The organism is Beijerinckia mobilis, assembly GCF_000745425.1.
GTDB lineage: Bacteria > Pseudomonadota > Alphaproteobacteria > Rhizobiales > Beijerinckiaceae > Beijerinckia > Beijerinckia mobilis.
Genome location: NZ_JQJH01000024.1, coordinates 50,029 through 65,883, shown reverse-complemented (window position 1 = coordinate 65,883; position 15,855 = coordinate 50,029). Strand labels below are relative to the sequence as shown.

Annotated in this window: 15 protein-coding genes; 13 read left to right on the top strand and 2 right to left on the bottom strand. The window is 55.5% G+C overall.

Features of this window, described 5'->3' with window-relative positions:
• The 3 genes from DL88_RS15825 to DL88_RS15815 form a co-directional block, all read left to right on the top strand.
• A partial coding sequence (locus DL88_RS15825; protein ID WP_034998216.1) for an IS5 family transposase occupies positions 1-365 on the top strand: 365 nt, incomplete at its 5' end.
• 490 nt (positions 366-855) lie between these two features.
• Positions 856-2,547 (top strand): phospholipase C, encoded by a 1,692-nt coding sequence (locus tag DL88_RS15820; RefSeq protein WP_084705233.1) that lies wholly within the window; start codon positions 856-858, stop codon positions 2,545-2,547.
• A gap of 185 nt (positions 2,548-2,732) precedes the next feature.
• Positions 2,733-4,109, top strand: a complete 1,377-nt coding sequence (locus tag DL88_RS15815; protein WP_084705232.1) for a cytochrome-c peroxidase — start codon at positions 2,733-2,735, stop codon at positions 4,107-4,109.
• A 99-nt stretch (positions 4,110-4,208) separates the two neighbouring features.
• Here the strand turns inward: DL88_RS15815 and DL88_RS15810 are convergent, their stop codons facing one another.
• On the bottom strand, positions 4,209-5,501 hold the full coding sequence (locus DL88_RS15810; RefSeq protein ID WP_051956064.1) for an AmpG family muropeptide MFS transporter: 1,293 nt from the start codon (positions 5,499-5,501) through the stop codon (positions 4,209-4,211).
• 196 nt (positions 5,502-5,697) lie between these two features.
• On the opposite strand from DL88_RS15810, the gene DL88_RS15805 reads away from it, so the two are divergent.
• From DL88_RS15805 to DL88_RS15765, 9 genes are all read left to right on the top strand, one after another.
• Entirely contained in the window at positions 5,698-6,921 is a 1,224-nt protein-coding gene (locus tag DL88_RS15805) for an MFS transporter (RefSeq protein WP_034998281.1), read from the top strand.
• Positions 6,922-7,143: 222 nt separating this feature from the next.
• A complete protein-coding gene (locus DL88_RS15800; protein WP_034998215.1) occupies positions 7,144-7,515 on the top strand; it encodes an AtpZ/AtpI family protein in 372 nt (123 codons plus the stop codon).
• Positions 7,516-7,650: 135 nt separating this feature from the next.
• Positions 7,651-8,412: a F0F1 ATP synthase subunit A gene (locus DL88_RS15795; protein WP_034998214.1), complete on the top strand. Its 762-nt coding sequence runs from the start codon at positions 7,651-7,653 to the stop codon at positions 8,410-8,412.
• 55 nt (positions 8,413-8,467) lie between these two features.
• Positions 8,468-8,695 carry a F0F1 ATP synthase subunit C gene (locus DL88_RS15790; RefSeq protein ID WP_034998213.1) on the top strand — a complete coding sequence of 76 codons (228 nt, stop codon included), beginning with the start codon at positions 8,468-8,470 and terminating at the stop codon, positions 8,693-8,695.
• A 140-nt stretch (positions 8,696-8,835) separates the two neighbouring features.
• On the top strand, positions 8,836-9,399 hold the full coding sequence (locus DL88_RS15785; RefSeq protein ID WP_034998210.1) for a F0F1 ATP synthase subunit B family protein: 564 nt from the start codon (positions 8,836-8,838) through the stop codon (positions 9,397-9,399).
• A 157-nt stretch (positions 9,400-9,556) separates the two neighbouring features.
• Positions 9,557-10,042, top strand: coding sequence for a F0F1 ATP synthase subunit B family protein (locus DL88_RS15780; RefSeq protein ID WP_034998208.1), 486 nt, complete (start codon positions 9,557-9,559; stop codon positions 10,040-10,042).
• A 270-nt stretch (positions 10,043-10,312) separates the two neighbouring features.
• A complete protein-coding gene (locus DL88_RS15775) occupies positions 10,313-11,656 on the top strand; it encodes a PQQ-dependent sugar dehydrogenase (RefSeq protein ID WP_034998205.1) in 1,344 nt (447 codons plus the stop codon).
• Between the two features lie 403 nt (positions 11,657-12,059).
• Entirely contained in the window at positions 12,060-12,527 is a 468-nt protein-coding gene (locus tag DL88_RS15770; RefSeq protein ID WP_034998203.1) for an SRPBCC family protein, read from the top strand.
• A gap of 417 nt (positions 12,528-12,944) precedes the next feature.
• The gene (locus DL88_RS15765; protein ID WP_156971151.1) at positions 12,945-13,307 is read left to right on the top strand and encodes a hypothetical protein; all 363 of its coding nucleotides are present in this window, start codon (positions 12,945-12,947) and stop codon (positions 13,305-13,307) included.
• Positions 13,308-13,451: 144 nt separating this feature from the next.
• On the opposite strand, the gene DL88_RS20445 is transcribed toward DL88_RS15765, so the two are convergent.
• The gene (locus DL88_RS20445; RefSeq protein WP_156971150.1) at positions 13,452-13,895 is read right to left on the bottom strand and encodes a hypothetical protein; all 444 of its coding nucleotides are present in this window, start codon (positions 13,893-13,895) and stop codon (positions 13,452-13,454) included.
• 880 nt (positions 13,896-14,775) lie between these two features.
• Here DL88_RS20445 and DL88_RS15755 point away from each other — a divergent pair.
• Positions 14,776-15,780, top strand: coding sequence for a metallophosphoesterase (locus DL88_RS15755; protein ID WP_084705234.1), 1,005 nt, complete (start codon positions 14,776-14,778; stop codon positions 15,778-15,780).
• Positions 15,781-15,855: the final 75 nt, after the last annotated feature.

The following is a 15,855-nucleotide window of genomic DNA, read 5'->3' as shown; positions in this document are numbered from 1 at the left end:
TAGCGGCTACGCTCTCCGGCGGCGAGGTTTCGGACTATTCAGGCTTCGATCCGCTGATCGAAGCCGAAGGGCCGGAGCCGAAGGTGCTTCTGGCCGATCGCGGCTATGACAGCGACCATATTCGCGAGACAATGGAAACAAAAGGCGCGGCCACCATCATCCCGACCCGGAAAAACCGGAAAACGCAAATCCCCGTCGACGATTACATCTACGCCCTGCGCAATCGCATCGAGCGGTGCTTCAACAAGCTCAAAAACTCACGCCGCCTCGCGACCCGATACGATAAAACCGCCGAAAGCTACCTTGGCTTCGTTCATATCGCCGCTATTCGCCTCTGGATGCACGCATTCGTCAACAGGACCTAGCAAAATAGTTGTGACGAGAATTCACCGAAGGATGCATCCTTGCATTCTCAGATATCGCCTCCAGACGTTCTACAACACTCCGTCAAGGCAATACCTCGCTCCCTCCACTATAATGATATTTTTGGTTACTTCTCAAAACCGCTGTATATTATAGAATATCTCTATATATTGATGCGTGATCTTTTGTCTGTGAACATTACAGCGAAAAACGCCGATGCCGAGCATCCGTAACAATCAATGCTTCCCTGCTCGCGGAAAAGCGTAAAAGTATAAATAAAGTTTTATCTTCAACTCGCCGTGAACATACTTGCCACACTAGGCACCACTCATCCGTATCCGGCCGACATTCACTAAAGCGTCATGCGGAATGGCTAGAAGCCAATCGTCCAGCAAAGATTGAAATGCTTCTACAATGCGCAGTTTCATGACTGCGTATTGTCATTCCGTCTTCGTACACTCATCTTTGTATCCCTACCAGCCGGATTTGATCATGCGCAATCCCAAACTGCGGACGGCAGCGGCCTGTCTGTTCGCTCTGTCTTCCACCAATCTCGTTTCGACGATCGCCCTTTCCGCGCCGGCCTTCGAACTGCCGAACCCGCCGAGCCTGCCGCCGCTGCCCGGCCAGGGCCATGACGGAAAGACCGCGACGCCAATCAAGCATCTCGTCGTCATCTTCGGTGAAAATATTTCTTTCGACCACTATTTCGGTACCTATCCGAATGCGACGAACCCGAAGGGTGAGCCCTTCTTCCTCCCCCGCCCTGGTACGCCGAAGATCAATGGCTTAACCAAGGAGCTGCTGACACAGAATCCCAATCTGAATACGGCGAACGGTGCCGGCGCGGCCAATCCGTTTCGTCTCGACCGCACGCAGGCGCATACGGCTGACCAGAATCATGCCTACGGGCCGGAACAGGCGGCGTTCGACGGCGGCAAGATGGATCTGTTTCCGCTTTACACCGGCACGGCCGGAACAGGCGGCACCGGCGTCTTCGACACGACCGGCCTCGTCATGGGCTATTATGACGGCAACACCGTCACCGCTCTGTGGAACTATGCGCAGAACTTCGCGCTCAACGACAATTCCTACAGCACGAACTTCGGCCCCTCGACGCCCGGCGCCATCAACCTGATTTCGGGCCAGACCAACGGCGCCATCGGCTACACCTCGGATGGCACGGTGGTTACCAGCCCGGTCCACAATCTCGTGGATGACGGCCAGGGCGGGTTCACCCTTTATGGTGACCTCGATCCCTATCTCGACGCCTGCTCGAGCGGCACCAAGGTCGAGATGAAGGGTCGCAATATCGGTGATCTTCTGAACGAGCGTAACATCACCTGGGGCTGGTTCGAAGGCGGCTTCGATCTGACCAAGACCAATGCCAACGGCACGACGGGCTGCAGCCGCAGCACCTATTCCCCCATCATTGGCGCAAATGGTACTGATTACATTCCGCACCATCAGCCATTCCAATATTACGCTTCCACGCGTAACCCCAATCATACCCGTCCGTCTTCCGTCGGCGTCATCGGCACGTCGAATGATGGCGGTGCCAACCATCAATACGACACGGATGATTTCACCCTCGCGGTGAAGGCGCATAACATGCCGGCCGTCAGCTTCCTGAAGGCCCCCGCCTACCAGGACGCGCATCCGGGCTATTCCGATCCGCTCGATGAACAGACCTTCGTCGTAAACGTGATCAACATGCTGCAAAAAACCGAGGAATGGGACAGCACGGCCGTCGTCATCGCCTATGACGATTCCGACGGTTGGTATGATCACACCCATCATGTCGTCAATCCGTCGACCTCAGCGCAGGATTACTTCCTCGGAACGCAGCTCTGCGGCCCGATCGGCTCGACGCTGACTGCCGGCGTCGTTCCTTCCAATGCCCTCAACGGCATCAACGGCAAGCCGGTAAACGGCCGCTGCGGTTACGGCACCCGCCAGCCGCTCCTGGTCGTCTCTCCCTATGCCAAGGAAAATTACGTCGATCATACGCTGACCGACCAAAGCTCCATCCTGCGTTTCATCGAAGACAATTGGCTGAAGGGTGAGCAAATCGGCCAGGGTTCGTTCGACGCCAAGGCCGGCACGATCGAAAATATGTTCGATTTCAGCCACAAGCGCATTTTCCGTGTCTTCCTCGATGCCAACAAGGGCACCCGGGACTAATCAAATCCTCTGAGCATCGCTCAAAGGGTCGACCCCGCGATTCCCTGGGTCTTTCGGCTGCAGCCCATTGATCACATGCAGCGTGGTCAATGGGTCGTATCCAAGCCGGATGGAAAGCCGAATACCTACACGAGCTGAAGCCGGTCATCCGGTTTCAGCTCATTGTCATTTGTTAGAGCGCGATCATGAAAACCATATCGACAAATTTTAGGGGATGGCGGCCTTCCTTCCTCGCCATTTCCCTTTGTCTCGGCCACACGCTCGTTCTTGCGCCAGGAAAAGCCGACTCCGAGGAAAAGCACGATCAGGCGGCTGAACTTTCCGCGGTCGCGGAACTCGGACGCAAGATGTTCTTCGATACCTCGCTTTCGAGTTCCGGCCGGATTGCTTGCGCGACTTGCCATGACCCGGCCCATGCCTATGCGCCGGGCAATGATATGGCCGTGCAACATGGCGGTCCGGATCTGATGAGAATGGGTTTCCGTGCAGTGCCATCGCTGCGCTATCTTCGTCATACGCCGAATTTTACGATCGGGCCCAATCCCGCCATCCCCGACAATGACGCTCTGCAGCCGCCCGCAGCCCCTTCAAGCGATGCAAAAGTCGCTTCCGTCGCCAAAGCCGATAAGACCAATGCCAACCGCGCCGCGGCGGAAGCCAATATTCCGCAAGGGGGTCTCGATTGGGACGGCCGCGCGGATACAATGCAGGGACAGGCGCTAGGCCCCCTCCTCGACCCCAATGAAATGGATAATCATGATACAGTCGAAATTTTGCGCAAGGTGCGCGCAGCGCCCTATGCGGAAGATTTCAAGACTTTGTTCGGCCCCCTCGTTTTCAAGCAACCCGATCTCGCCCTGAACGAAATACTCTTCGCTTTTGTGCGTTACCAGATCGAAGAGCCAAGCTTTCATCCCTACAACAGCAAATATGACGCCTATCTCGCACATAAGACGACGCTTTCCGAAGCCGAAATGCGCGGTCTGAAACTGTTCGAGGATCCCAAGAAGGGCAATTGCGCGTCGTGTCACATCGACCAGCCCTCACGTGACGGCAATTTCCGCCCGGCCTTTACTGATTATCAGTTCGAGGCCCTGGGTGCTCCGCGCAACAAGGATATTGCGGCGAATGCCGATGCGGCTTTCTACGATCTCGGCCTGTGCGGACCGCTACGCAAGGATTTCACCGACGTCAAACCTTATTGCGGCCTGTTCAAGACACCCACCCTGCGCAATGTCGCGACGCGCAAAGTCTTCTTCCACAATGGCGTGTTTCATTCGCTCAAGGATGTCCTGCGCTTCTATGTCGAGCGTGAAACCAATCCCGCCAACTGGTATCCCAAACGCGTTGATGGCTCCATCGAACTTTACAATGATCTGCCTGCCGCATACAAAGGCAATGTCGATGTCGTCGACGCGCCGTTTGATCGCAAGCAGGGTGACAATCCGGCTCTGACCGAGGCCGAGATGGATGATATCATCGCTTTCCTGAACACCCTTACCGACGCCGATATGGTGCCCGTTTCGGAAGGCGATCAGACAACCGGTACGAAAGCGAATTGAGCCTCGCCTTCAGTCCGTTCCTATCGAGGAAAGGAAGCTCTTCGCGGGAAATCACATCCTCCGGTGGCGGAACTTCCTTTCTGAAACCCGCCATCCCTTTTAACCAACCACTCGCACTTTCTCGGTTCGATGCATGTGCCACACATACCAGCACAAAACCGCAACGGGCAGACCAATCAGCGATGTGGAGACGAAAAACCAGCCAAACCCCAGACGCTCGACGATGAAGCCCGATGCACCTGCGACCAGACTGCCGGGCAAGGCACAAAGGGATGTCAGCAGTGCATATTGGCTCGCCGCATGTTTGGGCGCACTCAACAGCGACATGAAAGTGATGAGGACGATTGAGGCGAATGCGTAAGCAAAATCGTCGATGCTGACTGCTGTGGCGAACAGCCAGAACTCGCCACCGCCATGGTCTCCATGAACGGCGAGCCAGGCAAGGCTCAAATGGGACGCAGACGCGAAGATGGTGCCGAGAAGCAGGGTCGGCATCAGGCCAAGGCGCTTGATAACGAAGCTGGCGAAAAAAGTGCCGCCCAGCGCCACCCAGAAACCGAAGAGTTTCGTCACGGTCGCAATGTCGGAATTGGAATAATGCAGGCTTTTGAAGAGCGGCATGGCCATCGCGCTCGAAATATATCCCGGCATCCGGAAGCCCGCGACGAGCAATAAAACCGGAATGCCGGCATTGGTGCCACCAGCGCCAAGCCGCGTCATGAGCTCCCTGATCGGCTCCACGATCGTGGCTACAAGGCCCGGATGATCCACATCCTTAGGTTGGATTTTATCCGTGTCCGGTTCCGGCGCAAGAAACGCCGCGATCATACCCGGAATCATCATCGCAGACATACACAAATAGGCGGCGCGCCAACCAAAACCATCCGCGAGAAAGAGCGCACCGGCGCCGGAAACGAGATTACCGACACGCCAGCCGACTTCCGCGAAGGATGACATCGGCGCCTGCTTTTCCGGCGGCGTTGCCGTGATACGCCAGCCGTCAATGACAACGTCCTGCGTCGCGCCGGCAAATCCGAGCGCAAGCGAAAACAGGATGGTCCAGGACAACCATAGAGCTGGATCGCCAAAAGCCACCCCCACGAGCGCCAGTATCACGCCAAGCTGGGAGGTCACGATCCAACCGCGCCGACGTCCCAGGAGGCGACTGAAGAGCGGCGCATCGTAACGGTCGAGAAACGGCGCCCAGAGAAACTTGAATTTATAGGCGAGCGTCAATTCGCTCATCAGGCCGAGAATGGCGATCGGCACCTTGGCATCGGACAACCAAGCCGATTGCGTCACATAGACCAGCAGGAAAGGAATACCGGAACTGAACCCCAATCCCATCATGGAGACATAAGCGCGTTCCGCAAAGTGACGCCGCATCACCATGCCGTTTCACCTCCAGCCGCCGCAGCGATCCTCATCATGAGATTTTCGGGCCTTGGACTGTTGCAAGGCGGGATCCTGCTTGCAATGACCTCGCCGGACAGGCGAAAAACGAATCGTTCCCCGTTTCGATCTATTAACCCAATCCCTGCGGTGCCGACAAAGCATCGTGCTGTTAATGGCCGGCATAGTGATTTCCATGCGTGATATTTTCGTTCTGTTCTGTACACGCGGCCTGCGTCTTTTCGCGTTCGGCCTCGTTTCCGTCATCCTCGTCTTTTTCCTGACAGAACGGGGATTCGACACCGGCCAGGTCGGCTGGCTGTTGAGCCTGACGCTGATCGGCGATTCGGCCATTTCGCTTTTACTGACCACACGCGCCGATCGCTGGGGACGACGCCGCACATTGATGATCAGCGGTCTTTTGATGGCCTTCGCCGGGCTCGCCGTTCTTCTTACGGGCAATTTCTGGCTGCTCACCCTGGCAATGACCATTGGCGTCATCAGTCCGGCCGGCAACGAGGTCGGTCCGTTCCTCGCCGTTGAACAGGCTGCGCTCGCTCATATCGTGGAGCCCGCGCAACGCACCCATTATATCGCCTGGTATAATGTCGCCGGTTTCAGCGCCACGGCGCTCGGTGCCCTGACAGGAGGGACGTTATCCGGCCTGTTGCAGAAAAGCGGCATCCCGGCGCTTGCAAGCTATGAATATCTCTTCGTATTTTATGCTGGCGCAGGTTTTATTCTCGCTTTTCTTTCCGGATGGCTGAGCGAAGCGGTCGAAATCAAGACAGCCGCAGTGACGAATCGCGGTTTCATCGCCAATTGGACCGGACTCCATCAATCGCGTTCCATCGTCCTGCGCCTTAGTGCCCTCTTCGCGCTCGATGCCTTTGCCGGCGGATTCATCGTCCAGAGCATCATGGCCTATTGGTTCTATCTGAAGTTCGGAGCCTCGAATTTCGCCCTGGGCAGCGTCTTTTTCGCCACCAATATTCTCTCAGGCATTTCGGCTCTTGCCGCCGTGCCGCTGGCCAAACGGATCGGCCTCGTCAACACCATGGTCTTCACGCATCTGCCATCCAATCTGATGCTGATGGCGGTGCCACTGATGCCGAATTTTACGCTTGCAGCCGGCCTTTTGCTTGTCCGCCATCTGATTTCACAAATGGATGTACCGACGCGCCAATCCTATGTGATGGCGGTCGTCGTCCCTTCCGAATATTCGGCGGCGAACGGTATTACCGCGACTGTCCGCTCGCTCGGCTCCGGCCTCGCCCCCTCTCTGGCAGGCGGCCTATTGACAATAGCACCACTCGTCAACGCACCGATCTTTTTGGCCGGAGGCTTGAAGATTCTCTACGATCTCGCGCTCTATCGGGGTTTTAGCCATATCAAACCTCCGGAAGAAACATCCTCCTGAACCGGTCTCCCGCAAACCCCGGGCATATTCATACGCATGCGCAACGATCAATTGTCGGTTGAGGCTAAATCTTGACAGGGAAATCATCGCCTCATATGGTCCGCACGCTCGCAAAGGTTTGCAGTCATTTGTTTCTTTGCGCGGCTCCCAAATAGCTCTTCTCGCTTTTTGCAGCGGGCAGTTCTATAGATCTTTCAGGATTTGGAAGGTGGGGAGGAGCCGTTGCAAGGTCAGGATGACGGCCATGAATTTGGCCAGGATGCCGACAAGGACGAAGCCCTGCGCGCAAGGCTGCAAAGCCTCTCCCACGCGCTCAATGCTCAGTCGACTGATGCAGAAAGCGCCCAAACCGATGAGAAACGGGTGGAAAAGGCCCAGCGCTCCATGAGCTTGGCCATGTCGCTCGGCTTCCGTGTGCTGACCGAATTTGTTGCCGCAGTCATTGTTGGCGGCGCCATTGGTTGGCAATTCGACAAGTGGTTCGGCACGTCGCCGATTCTACTCATCGTGTTTCTAGGTTTCGGGGTTGCCGCGGCTTTTTGGAATGTCTATCGCATGGCATCGCCAAAGGGATCGCGTGATCGCCTTTTGTGAATATGGGGTCGCAGGATCCCAATGTCCAGAATAGGCCCTCTTCACTTTGTCGAGATGGGCCGCAAGTGTTGAATCTTACCTTGTCCCGGACAGGCACGGCCGCCCGGGATCGTGCGCTCGAATGAGGACTTAGAGATGGCGACAGCACACCCGATTGATCCCATTCATCAATTTCATGTCGATCGGATCGTGCCGCTGCATTTCCTCGGCGCCGACGTCTCCTTTACCAATGCTTCCGTTTTCATGCTCGTCATCGTCGCCGTCGCGACATTGTTGATGCTGATCGGCAGCTTTAATCACAAGATGGTACCTGGCCGGCTGCAGTCGATCGCGGAGGTCACCTACGAGTTCATCGCCTCAACCCTCGAGCTTTCTTCCGGCCGTGAGGGCATGCGGTTCTTCCCCTTCGTCTTTTCGATCTTCATGTTCGTCTTTCTGGCGAATCTGATCGGTATCATTCCTTATACCTTCACGGTCACCAGCCAGCTCGCCGTCACCTTCGGCCTCGCGATGATCGTCATTGGAACGGTCGTCATCTACGGCATCATCAAGCACGGCAGCCATTTCTTCGGCCTGTTCGCTCCTTCCGGTGTCTCTCCGATCCTCCTGCCCTTCATGATCCTGATCGAGGTGATTTCCTTCATCTCCCGGCCGATCAGCCTCTCCATTCGTCTTTTCGCCAACATGCTCGCCGGTCACATCACCCTGGTCGTCATGGGTGGCTTCGTCGCCGGTCTGCTCGCGGCCGGGTCGTTCTTCACGATCGTGGCTCCGCTGCCGCTGCTGATGGTCGTTATCTTCCTCGCTTTCGAACTGCTGGTGGCTTTCCTGCAAGCCTATGTGTTCACCATCCTTACCTGCGTCTATCTCAATGACGCGGTTCACCCGGGCCACTGAATAAAGATCTGCAACAACAAAAAGTCGCCCTTTCCTCTACCCTTAGGAGTTTTCAATGGATCCCCTGGCAGCAAAATACATCGGCGCGGGCATTACCGTCATCGGCATGGGCGCCGCCGCCATCGGCGTGGCGATCATCTTCGCCAGCTTCCTCTCGGGCGCGCTGCGTAACCCGACTGCTTCCGACGCCCAGTTCGGTCGCGCGTTCATCGGTGCGGCTCTCGCCGAAGGTCTGGGGATTTTCTCCTTCCTCGTCGCGATTCTGCTCCTCTTCGTGATCTGATTAGGTTTTCCCATCCGGGAGCCCCATAGAGGCTCCCGGATGTTCCTTACGCTCTGCCGTTCCTGCCTATCGGCGATCCGGCAAGCGATGCACAATGCATCAGATGCATAAAGCCATTTTCGGGATTTCAGGATATCGCCATGGCACAGAGCGCCGAACAAGCAAGCGAAGCCGCAGATGCGGCCATGATGGCCGAAGTGCGCCAAGAGGTGCACAAAGAAGCGTTTCCGCCCTTTGACTCATCGAACTTTGTGCCACTTTTCTTCTGGCTCGGTATCTCTTTCCTTCTCCTCTACTTCCTGATGTCGCGCCTCGCCTTGCCGCGCATCGGCGGTATCCTGCACAACCGCAAGGAAAAGCTGCGGACCGACATGCAGGAAGCGATAGCGCTCCATGCGCAAGCCAAGGAAGCCGCAGCCTTGCAGGAAAAGACGATCGCCGAGGCCAAAGCCAAGGCTGTCGCGCTCGCGCAGGAAAATCAGGCCAAGCTGCGCGCCGAATCCGACGCCCGTCAGAAACAGGTCGAATCTGAACTCGCCGCCAAGCTGGACGCGGCCGAGACCCGCATTGCCGAAATGAAGGCCAGTGCGATGAGCAATGTCACGGCCATCGCGCAGGAAGCCGCCGGCGCGATCTTCCAGCAATTTGTCGGCAAGGCGCCTGACACAAAGAAGCTCACCGCCGCGCTGAAAGCCAAGGCATAAGCGAAGAGAGGCTTCATGGGGCGGAATGGGTTTCCGCCCTTATTTCCAGAGAATTGGATGCGAGAGACCGCATCGTTTTTGAACCAGAGGAACGCACCGGGCCGAACATTCCGTGGCACCGGAACGCGAAAGCCAGGAAGCGAGCAGGATTAGCGAGATGGAAATAAACGAAGAATTTTACGTCGCGCTGGGATTTTTGATCTTTGTCGGCATCCTGCTCTATCTTGGTGTGCATACGAAGATTAATGCGGCACTTGATCACCGTGCCGAACGGATCCGTAACGAGCTCGCCGAAGCCGTCCGCCTGCGCGAGGAAGCTGCCGCCCTGCTCGCCTCCTTCGAGAAGCGCCGGGCTGACGCGGAAGCCGAAGCCGAAGCCCTCGTCGCACAGGCCCGTGCTGAAGCTGAATTGCTTGCCAAGGAAGCGCATGAGCGTCTGACGGAATTCGTGCAGCGCCGGACCCAGCAGGCGGAGAACAAGATCGCCAATGCCGAAGCGCAGGCGCTGGCGCAGGTCAAGGCGGTTGCCGCCGATGCCGCGACCGCTGCTGCGGAAATCCTCCTGAAAGACGAAACCAAAGGTGCTTTTGGTCAGAAACTGATCAAACAGGGGATCGATGGCATCAAGGCCACGGCCCACTAAGCGCGGCTGAAAATTTTTCCTGGCCAGGACGTGAAACGACAACGTCACTGGCTAGGTCTCAGACCAGAATTTCCGGCAAAGCCCAGCAGAGTTTTTCTGCTGGGCTTTGTTTCGTTTATAGCGGCGCGAGATTCGATCGCAGTGGTGAGCAACGTACCCGCCGACCACGAAGATCCCCATCAGAACTGAACCAACGATTTCTCCACGGGTTCGCATGAGTGAGTTTCGACAATCCCATCTCTCGAATGGCTGTCGAAAGGAGCTTCGTGAATGAGCCGATATCATCTTCAAGCCTTGCTCGCCGCGGCGGGTCTCGGCTCGCTTTGCCTGGCTTTAGCCATCCGTGAACGCCCGTCGACCCTGTCGGAAAATGCCCAATATGGCTCCGACCCGGTACTTCCCCTTCCGAAAACGTCATGGCTTCCAAGGGTCAATATCGCTGAGGCTATTGGCTGGCCGGATGGAAAAAAGCCAAGACCTGCGGAAAATTTCGAGGTTTCAGCCTTCGCGACAGATCTTTCCCATCCGCGTTGGCTCTATGCCCTGCCAAATGGGGATATTCTCGTCGCCGAAAGCGACGCCCCGCCGAAACCACGTGGCCTGAGCAGAGGATTATCCGGCTGGATCGAAACACTCATCATGAAACGCGCGGGATCGCATCAGCCAAGTGCCAACCGGATCACTTTGCTCCGCGATGCCGATGGCGACGGAACGGCCGAGATACGTTCCATTTTTCTCGACAATCTCCTTTCGCCCTTCGGTATGGCGCTCATCGGTGACGAACTCTATGTCGCCAATGCAGACGCGTTGATGCGCTTTCCCTATCGGGCTGACGCCATACGAATCGAAGCAAGAGGCATCAAGGTTGCGGATCTGCCGTCCGGTCGTAATCATCATTGGACCAAGAGTCTCCTCGCCAATGAAGACGGGTCGAAGCTCTATGTCGGCGTCGGGTCAAATTCGAATATTGGCGAAAACGGTATGGAAGAGGAAGAAAACCGCGCCGCCATCCTCGAGATCGATCCGCGCATGGGCACATCAAGGCTATTCGCGTCGGGTTTGCGAAATCCGGTCGGCATGGACTGGAATCCCGAGACCGGTACTCTATGGGTCGCCGTCAACGAACGCGACGAACTCGGCAATGATCTGGTGCCCGATTATCTCACCTCAGTAAAGGAAGGTGGTTTTTACGGCTGGCCCTATAGTTATTGGGGGCAGATCGTGGACACACGCGTCACCCCCCAAAGCCCCGATCTCGTAATGAAGGCCATCAAGCCCGATTACGCACTCGGCTCGCATACGGCCTCACTCGGCCTGACCTTTGTACATCAGACGGGCTTGGGGAAAGGCTTTGAAGACGGCGCGATCATCGGCCAGCATGGCTCCTGGAACCGTAAACCGCGTGCTGGTTATCGTGTGATCTTCATTCCTTTCAAATCCGGTCATCCTTCGGGGTCCCCTGAGGAGATTCTTACAGGATTTCTGAACAAGAAAGGGCAAGCGATGGGACGTCCCGTCGGTGTTCTGATCGACAAACGCGGTCAATTGCTCGTTGCCGACGATGTTGGCAATACAATATGGCGGGTGAGCGCGACTCTCCCGTATCGAGTTTAAGTCTCTTTATATTCAGTTGATTACGCAGAACATATAGTGAGTCCTGTCAATCCCAACCCGTTGGGATCGCGGAAGTTTGGCGTCAAGCCAACATTACACCTTCCCATTTGGTCCGACCTGGGGCGGCCTGGACAACGCAGTCAATGATCTTCGTCGGCATGAGGCGAGAAGCGACTTCATGAAACTCAAACCAACTTTCGACGCATGTTATCGGGATGTTACAGAGCCAGACACTTGGACCAAGACAAGTTTAATCATGAGACAAGCGTATAAGCTCAATCAATTTAGACACCTGATTCCCTAATAACATTTACTTCACATTACCCGCTTTCGCTTTCAGCTTCGAATCGGCTATGAAGAAATGCGCATCGGAAATATACCGATCCAAAAAGGGAGGACATGGATGAAAAAGAGTTTTTCTGCAGCAATCATCTGCACAATGACCGTTTACGCATCGGCTTTACCTGCCTCGGCTCTGGAATCTTCAGACAAAATTTCGACGTCAGAGTCGGTTGCCGATGTCTGGAAAAAGATCGGAGACTTCTGCGGAATCGGTAACTGGCATCCAGCCATCGAAAAATGCGAACTTTCAAGCGATGGCAAGGAGCGTACACTATCCTTGAAAGGCGGCGGCACGATCGTCGAAGATCTTGTCAAGTGGAGCGACGAGAAGCACAGCTACACCTATAAGATAAAATCTGGTCCCCTACCTGTCACGGATTATGAATCGACCATCAGCGTTGAACCTCATGGAAAGGGGTCGATAATCCACTGGTCTGGCCACTACAAGGCAGCTGGCGCGCCTGACGCCAAGGCCAAGGAAACGGTCGAAGGGATCTATGCGGCCGGGCTTAAAGCCCTCGCAAAATAATCCTGACAGAGACAAACATGTCGTGCGCTGGGTCTAAACGAGTGATCCGCCGCTGCAAAAATTGAATGCGTCGAATTCAACCCGACACCGGGGACTGGTCGTCCAAGCGACCAGTCCGTTGCCAGTTTGCACGCGCGGGTGATCCTCCCACATCGCATCAGTACACTCTGATAGGACAAACACATACGATCGATAAGGAATTCGACGAATTGTCGATCTCTGGATACACGTAACCATCTGGCGACGTTATGATTTCTGCACCGCTGGGTAGCCAGGTGCAGATGCAATCACCTCGTTGGAGAGAAGAAGAGCATCCCTGCGATCATGGGCAATAAGGCGGCTCCACCTGCAACCTACGGCATGCTCAAGCGTTCATTTCGCCAAATATTCACGGCACGAAATGATGAAAGACATCCGATGCCTAAACCGCAAGGCGCTGAGGCCAGGGGTCACGGCACCATAAAGAGTCCCGCAGGCGGGTCCGCTCAAGACCATCGAGATCGCCGGCTCGAAAGGCTGATCAGCCGGCTTCCTGCCCGTCTGCGCGACATGGTCACGAAATTGCGGGATCCGTCACAGCGCTGGCAACGCCTTGCCGTTAGCCTTCTATTGATGCTCGGGGGCTTGCTGGCCTTTCTGCCGATCCTTGGCCTCTGGATGCTGCCGCTTGGACTTTTGCTTCTTATCGAAGATGTGCCGGCTCTACGCCGGACTTTGGATGCGATTCTCGATTGGATAGAAAAGCATCATCCGGAATGGATCTACGGCAAGAACCAATAGTTTCCGTGAAATCATCGTCCCCAATGATTTTTTTCTTCATTGGCCGGTCGATTACGCACCCGCGATAAAAATGCCTTCCCGTCGCATTTCGTCAAATCCTTGTCGACAAGGTCTGGCTGAACTTTGAACTGGTCGAGAAATCGGTCATTGTCTCAAGCCTGCCTGTGGCAAGACCTTTGGCATGACCGGCGCAATTTTCGGAGATGCCCCGGATCTTGCGTCTTTGCCACATATGTCTGAACCTGTCCTGGAGCCAAACTGCGAGAGATGAATCGAAATGCCGCCACGCCAAAATGTCTGGTGTTTCGATCCTTCTGATTCTGCTTTCACTTCCACGCGGGGGAATGGAGACATTCCACCCAAACCATTCTTGAAGAGGCTTTCCGGATTCGGGAAGCGAGCAAGGGGACTTTGCCGATGCGCCATGGATTGCTTCTTACCTGTATGCTTATCCTGCTCCCTGCAGGCGGTGCCTTCGCCCAAGACTACACGCAGGATGAACAGGAAGCCTGTCAGGCCGATGCCGTCCGACTGTGCAGTGAATTCGTGCCGGATGTCGATAAAGTGACTACCTGTATGAAAGCGCATGTCTCAAATCTATCGCCTGAATGTGCCCAGCATTTCGACGAGGCGAAGCCGCACAAAAACCATAAGCATTGAAGCTTGGTGCATGCACGTGCATCGCAGATCACGTGCATGGCCATCGTACCTGCTTATTTCTCCAAGGAGAGAGTGTTTGAAACATTGCACCCTGTTTCAGCCCGCTTTGTGTGCTGCTGGAGGATCCGGGAAACGGCGTGGCGCTCATCAACGCGTTCATGTATACAAGCAGCACTCGCACCAAAATTTCGTCGCGACGAGATCCATTCGGTTTTCTGCGGCCAAAACCATCGACGACCAATAGTTCCATCGCAGCGAATCAAGTACAATGAATACAAAAGCGGCATGCTTCTTTTGGATTTCCCGCCCGTACTTGATTGAAAGCAGAGTCCTTCGACAATCCATCCGATTTCACATCAGAGCAGCTCTAAATATTTCCCTCCCCTGAAGCATTTCGAAACCATTCGATGCGATTCACGCAAAAGTGACCGCACATCTTCAAATATGACGAGTCGCGCGGTATTCTTCTTCAAATAGACAACATTCCAAGCAAATCGTTCCGAAACAGCCTATATGAAAACGGCAGGCAGGATTGACCGTGCTTGTACGGAGCAACGCTAGAGCATTTCGGCTTTATCCGGAAACGCTCCAGTTAAAAAATTAAAGTATTTTCAAGCTGTTCTCATCGCGAAGCAGTTCTACAGAAATCAAAAATGCTCTAGTCGGGCTTTCGTTTTGCATGGTCAAGTCTGCAAAGCAAAGGCAACAAAGGTTTCGTCTCATTCCGACAGGTCCGGCCTGTCCATCCGTTCGAGCGGATGCCAACAATCGCATTGGTTTTTCTTTTTACGAGGCGACAACGATTGCCATGGCTCTGATCACCCGTCGGCATTTTCTCCAGGGGGCTGGCACCTGCATCCTTGCAACGGCGGGGGTCGGCACCTATTCGACAGTGGTCGAAGCGGGCCTCAGACTCGATATTACACAATATGGCCTAACGCTTCCGCATTGGCCCTCGGACCTGACTCTGCGAGCGGCCATCCTTTCCGATATTCATGCCTGCGAACCGTGGATGTCTCCGGCCCGTGTGCGTCTGATCGCCGAGGCGACCAATGCTCTGGCCCCCGACATCATTTTCATTCTCGGTGATTTCAACGGCGGCAATCATGTCGCAAGCTTGCCCGTATGGCCCGAACAATGGGCGGAGGCGCTCTCCATTCTGCACGCGCCTTTGGGAACCTATGCCGTACTCGGCAATCATGATTTATTGCACGGCCCCCTGCCCTCGATGCGAGGAGACAAAGGGGAATCGATCCGCCGCGCCCTGGTCCATACACCGATCAAACTTCTCGAGAACGAATCCCTACGGCTCGAAAAGGATAATCAGGCGTTCTGGATCGCGGGTCTCGGCGACCAGACAGGCTATTTCGACGACCATCACAGATGGAAACGCGGCCCCGAGGATCTGCCCGGCACGCTCGCCCAGATTCACGACGAGGCACCCGTTCTTCTCCTCGCGCATGAGCCGCATATTTTCGCCCGGATCATCAACCCCCGCGCCCAATTATCCGGGCATCGCATTGCGCTCACCCTAGCCGGTCACACCCATGGGGGACAGATCAATCTTCCGGGAATTGCTGCCCATAGCAAACTCAATCTGCCACCCGAAATGATGTACGGCCACGTCGTTCGAGATGGCCACCACATGATCGTTTCAGGCGGGCTCGGCACCTCCTTCGTGCCCGTCCGGTTCAACCGGCCGCCGGAAATCGTCGAGGTGACGATCGGTGACGGAGCCATGCCGAAATCTCGCATCCTCGCGTCCCGGACTTCGTTCGACCCGTCCCACCCGAAAGGAACCTTCGGGCTATAATCGCGAGTTGCATGACGCCAATCCTGCGTTTATCGTAATTTTATTCCAAGTGTTGATGTCTATCATGCATCAATA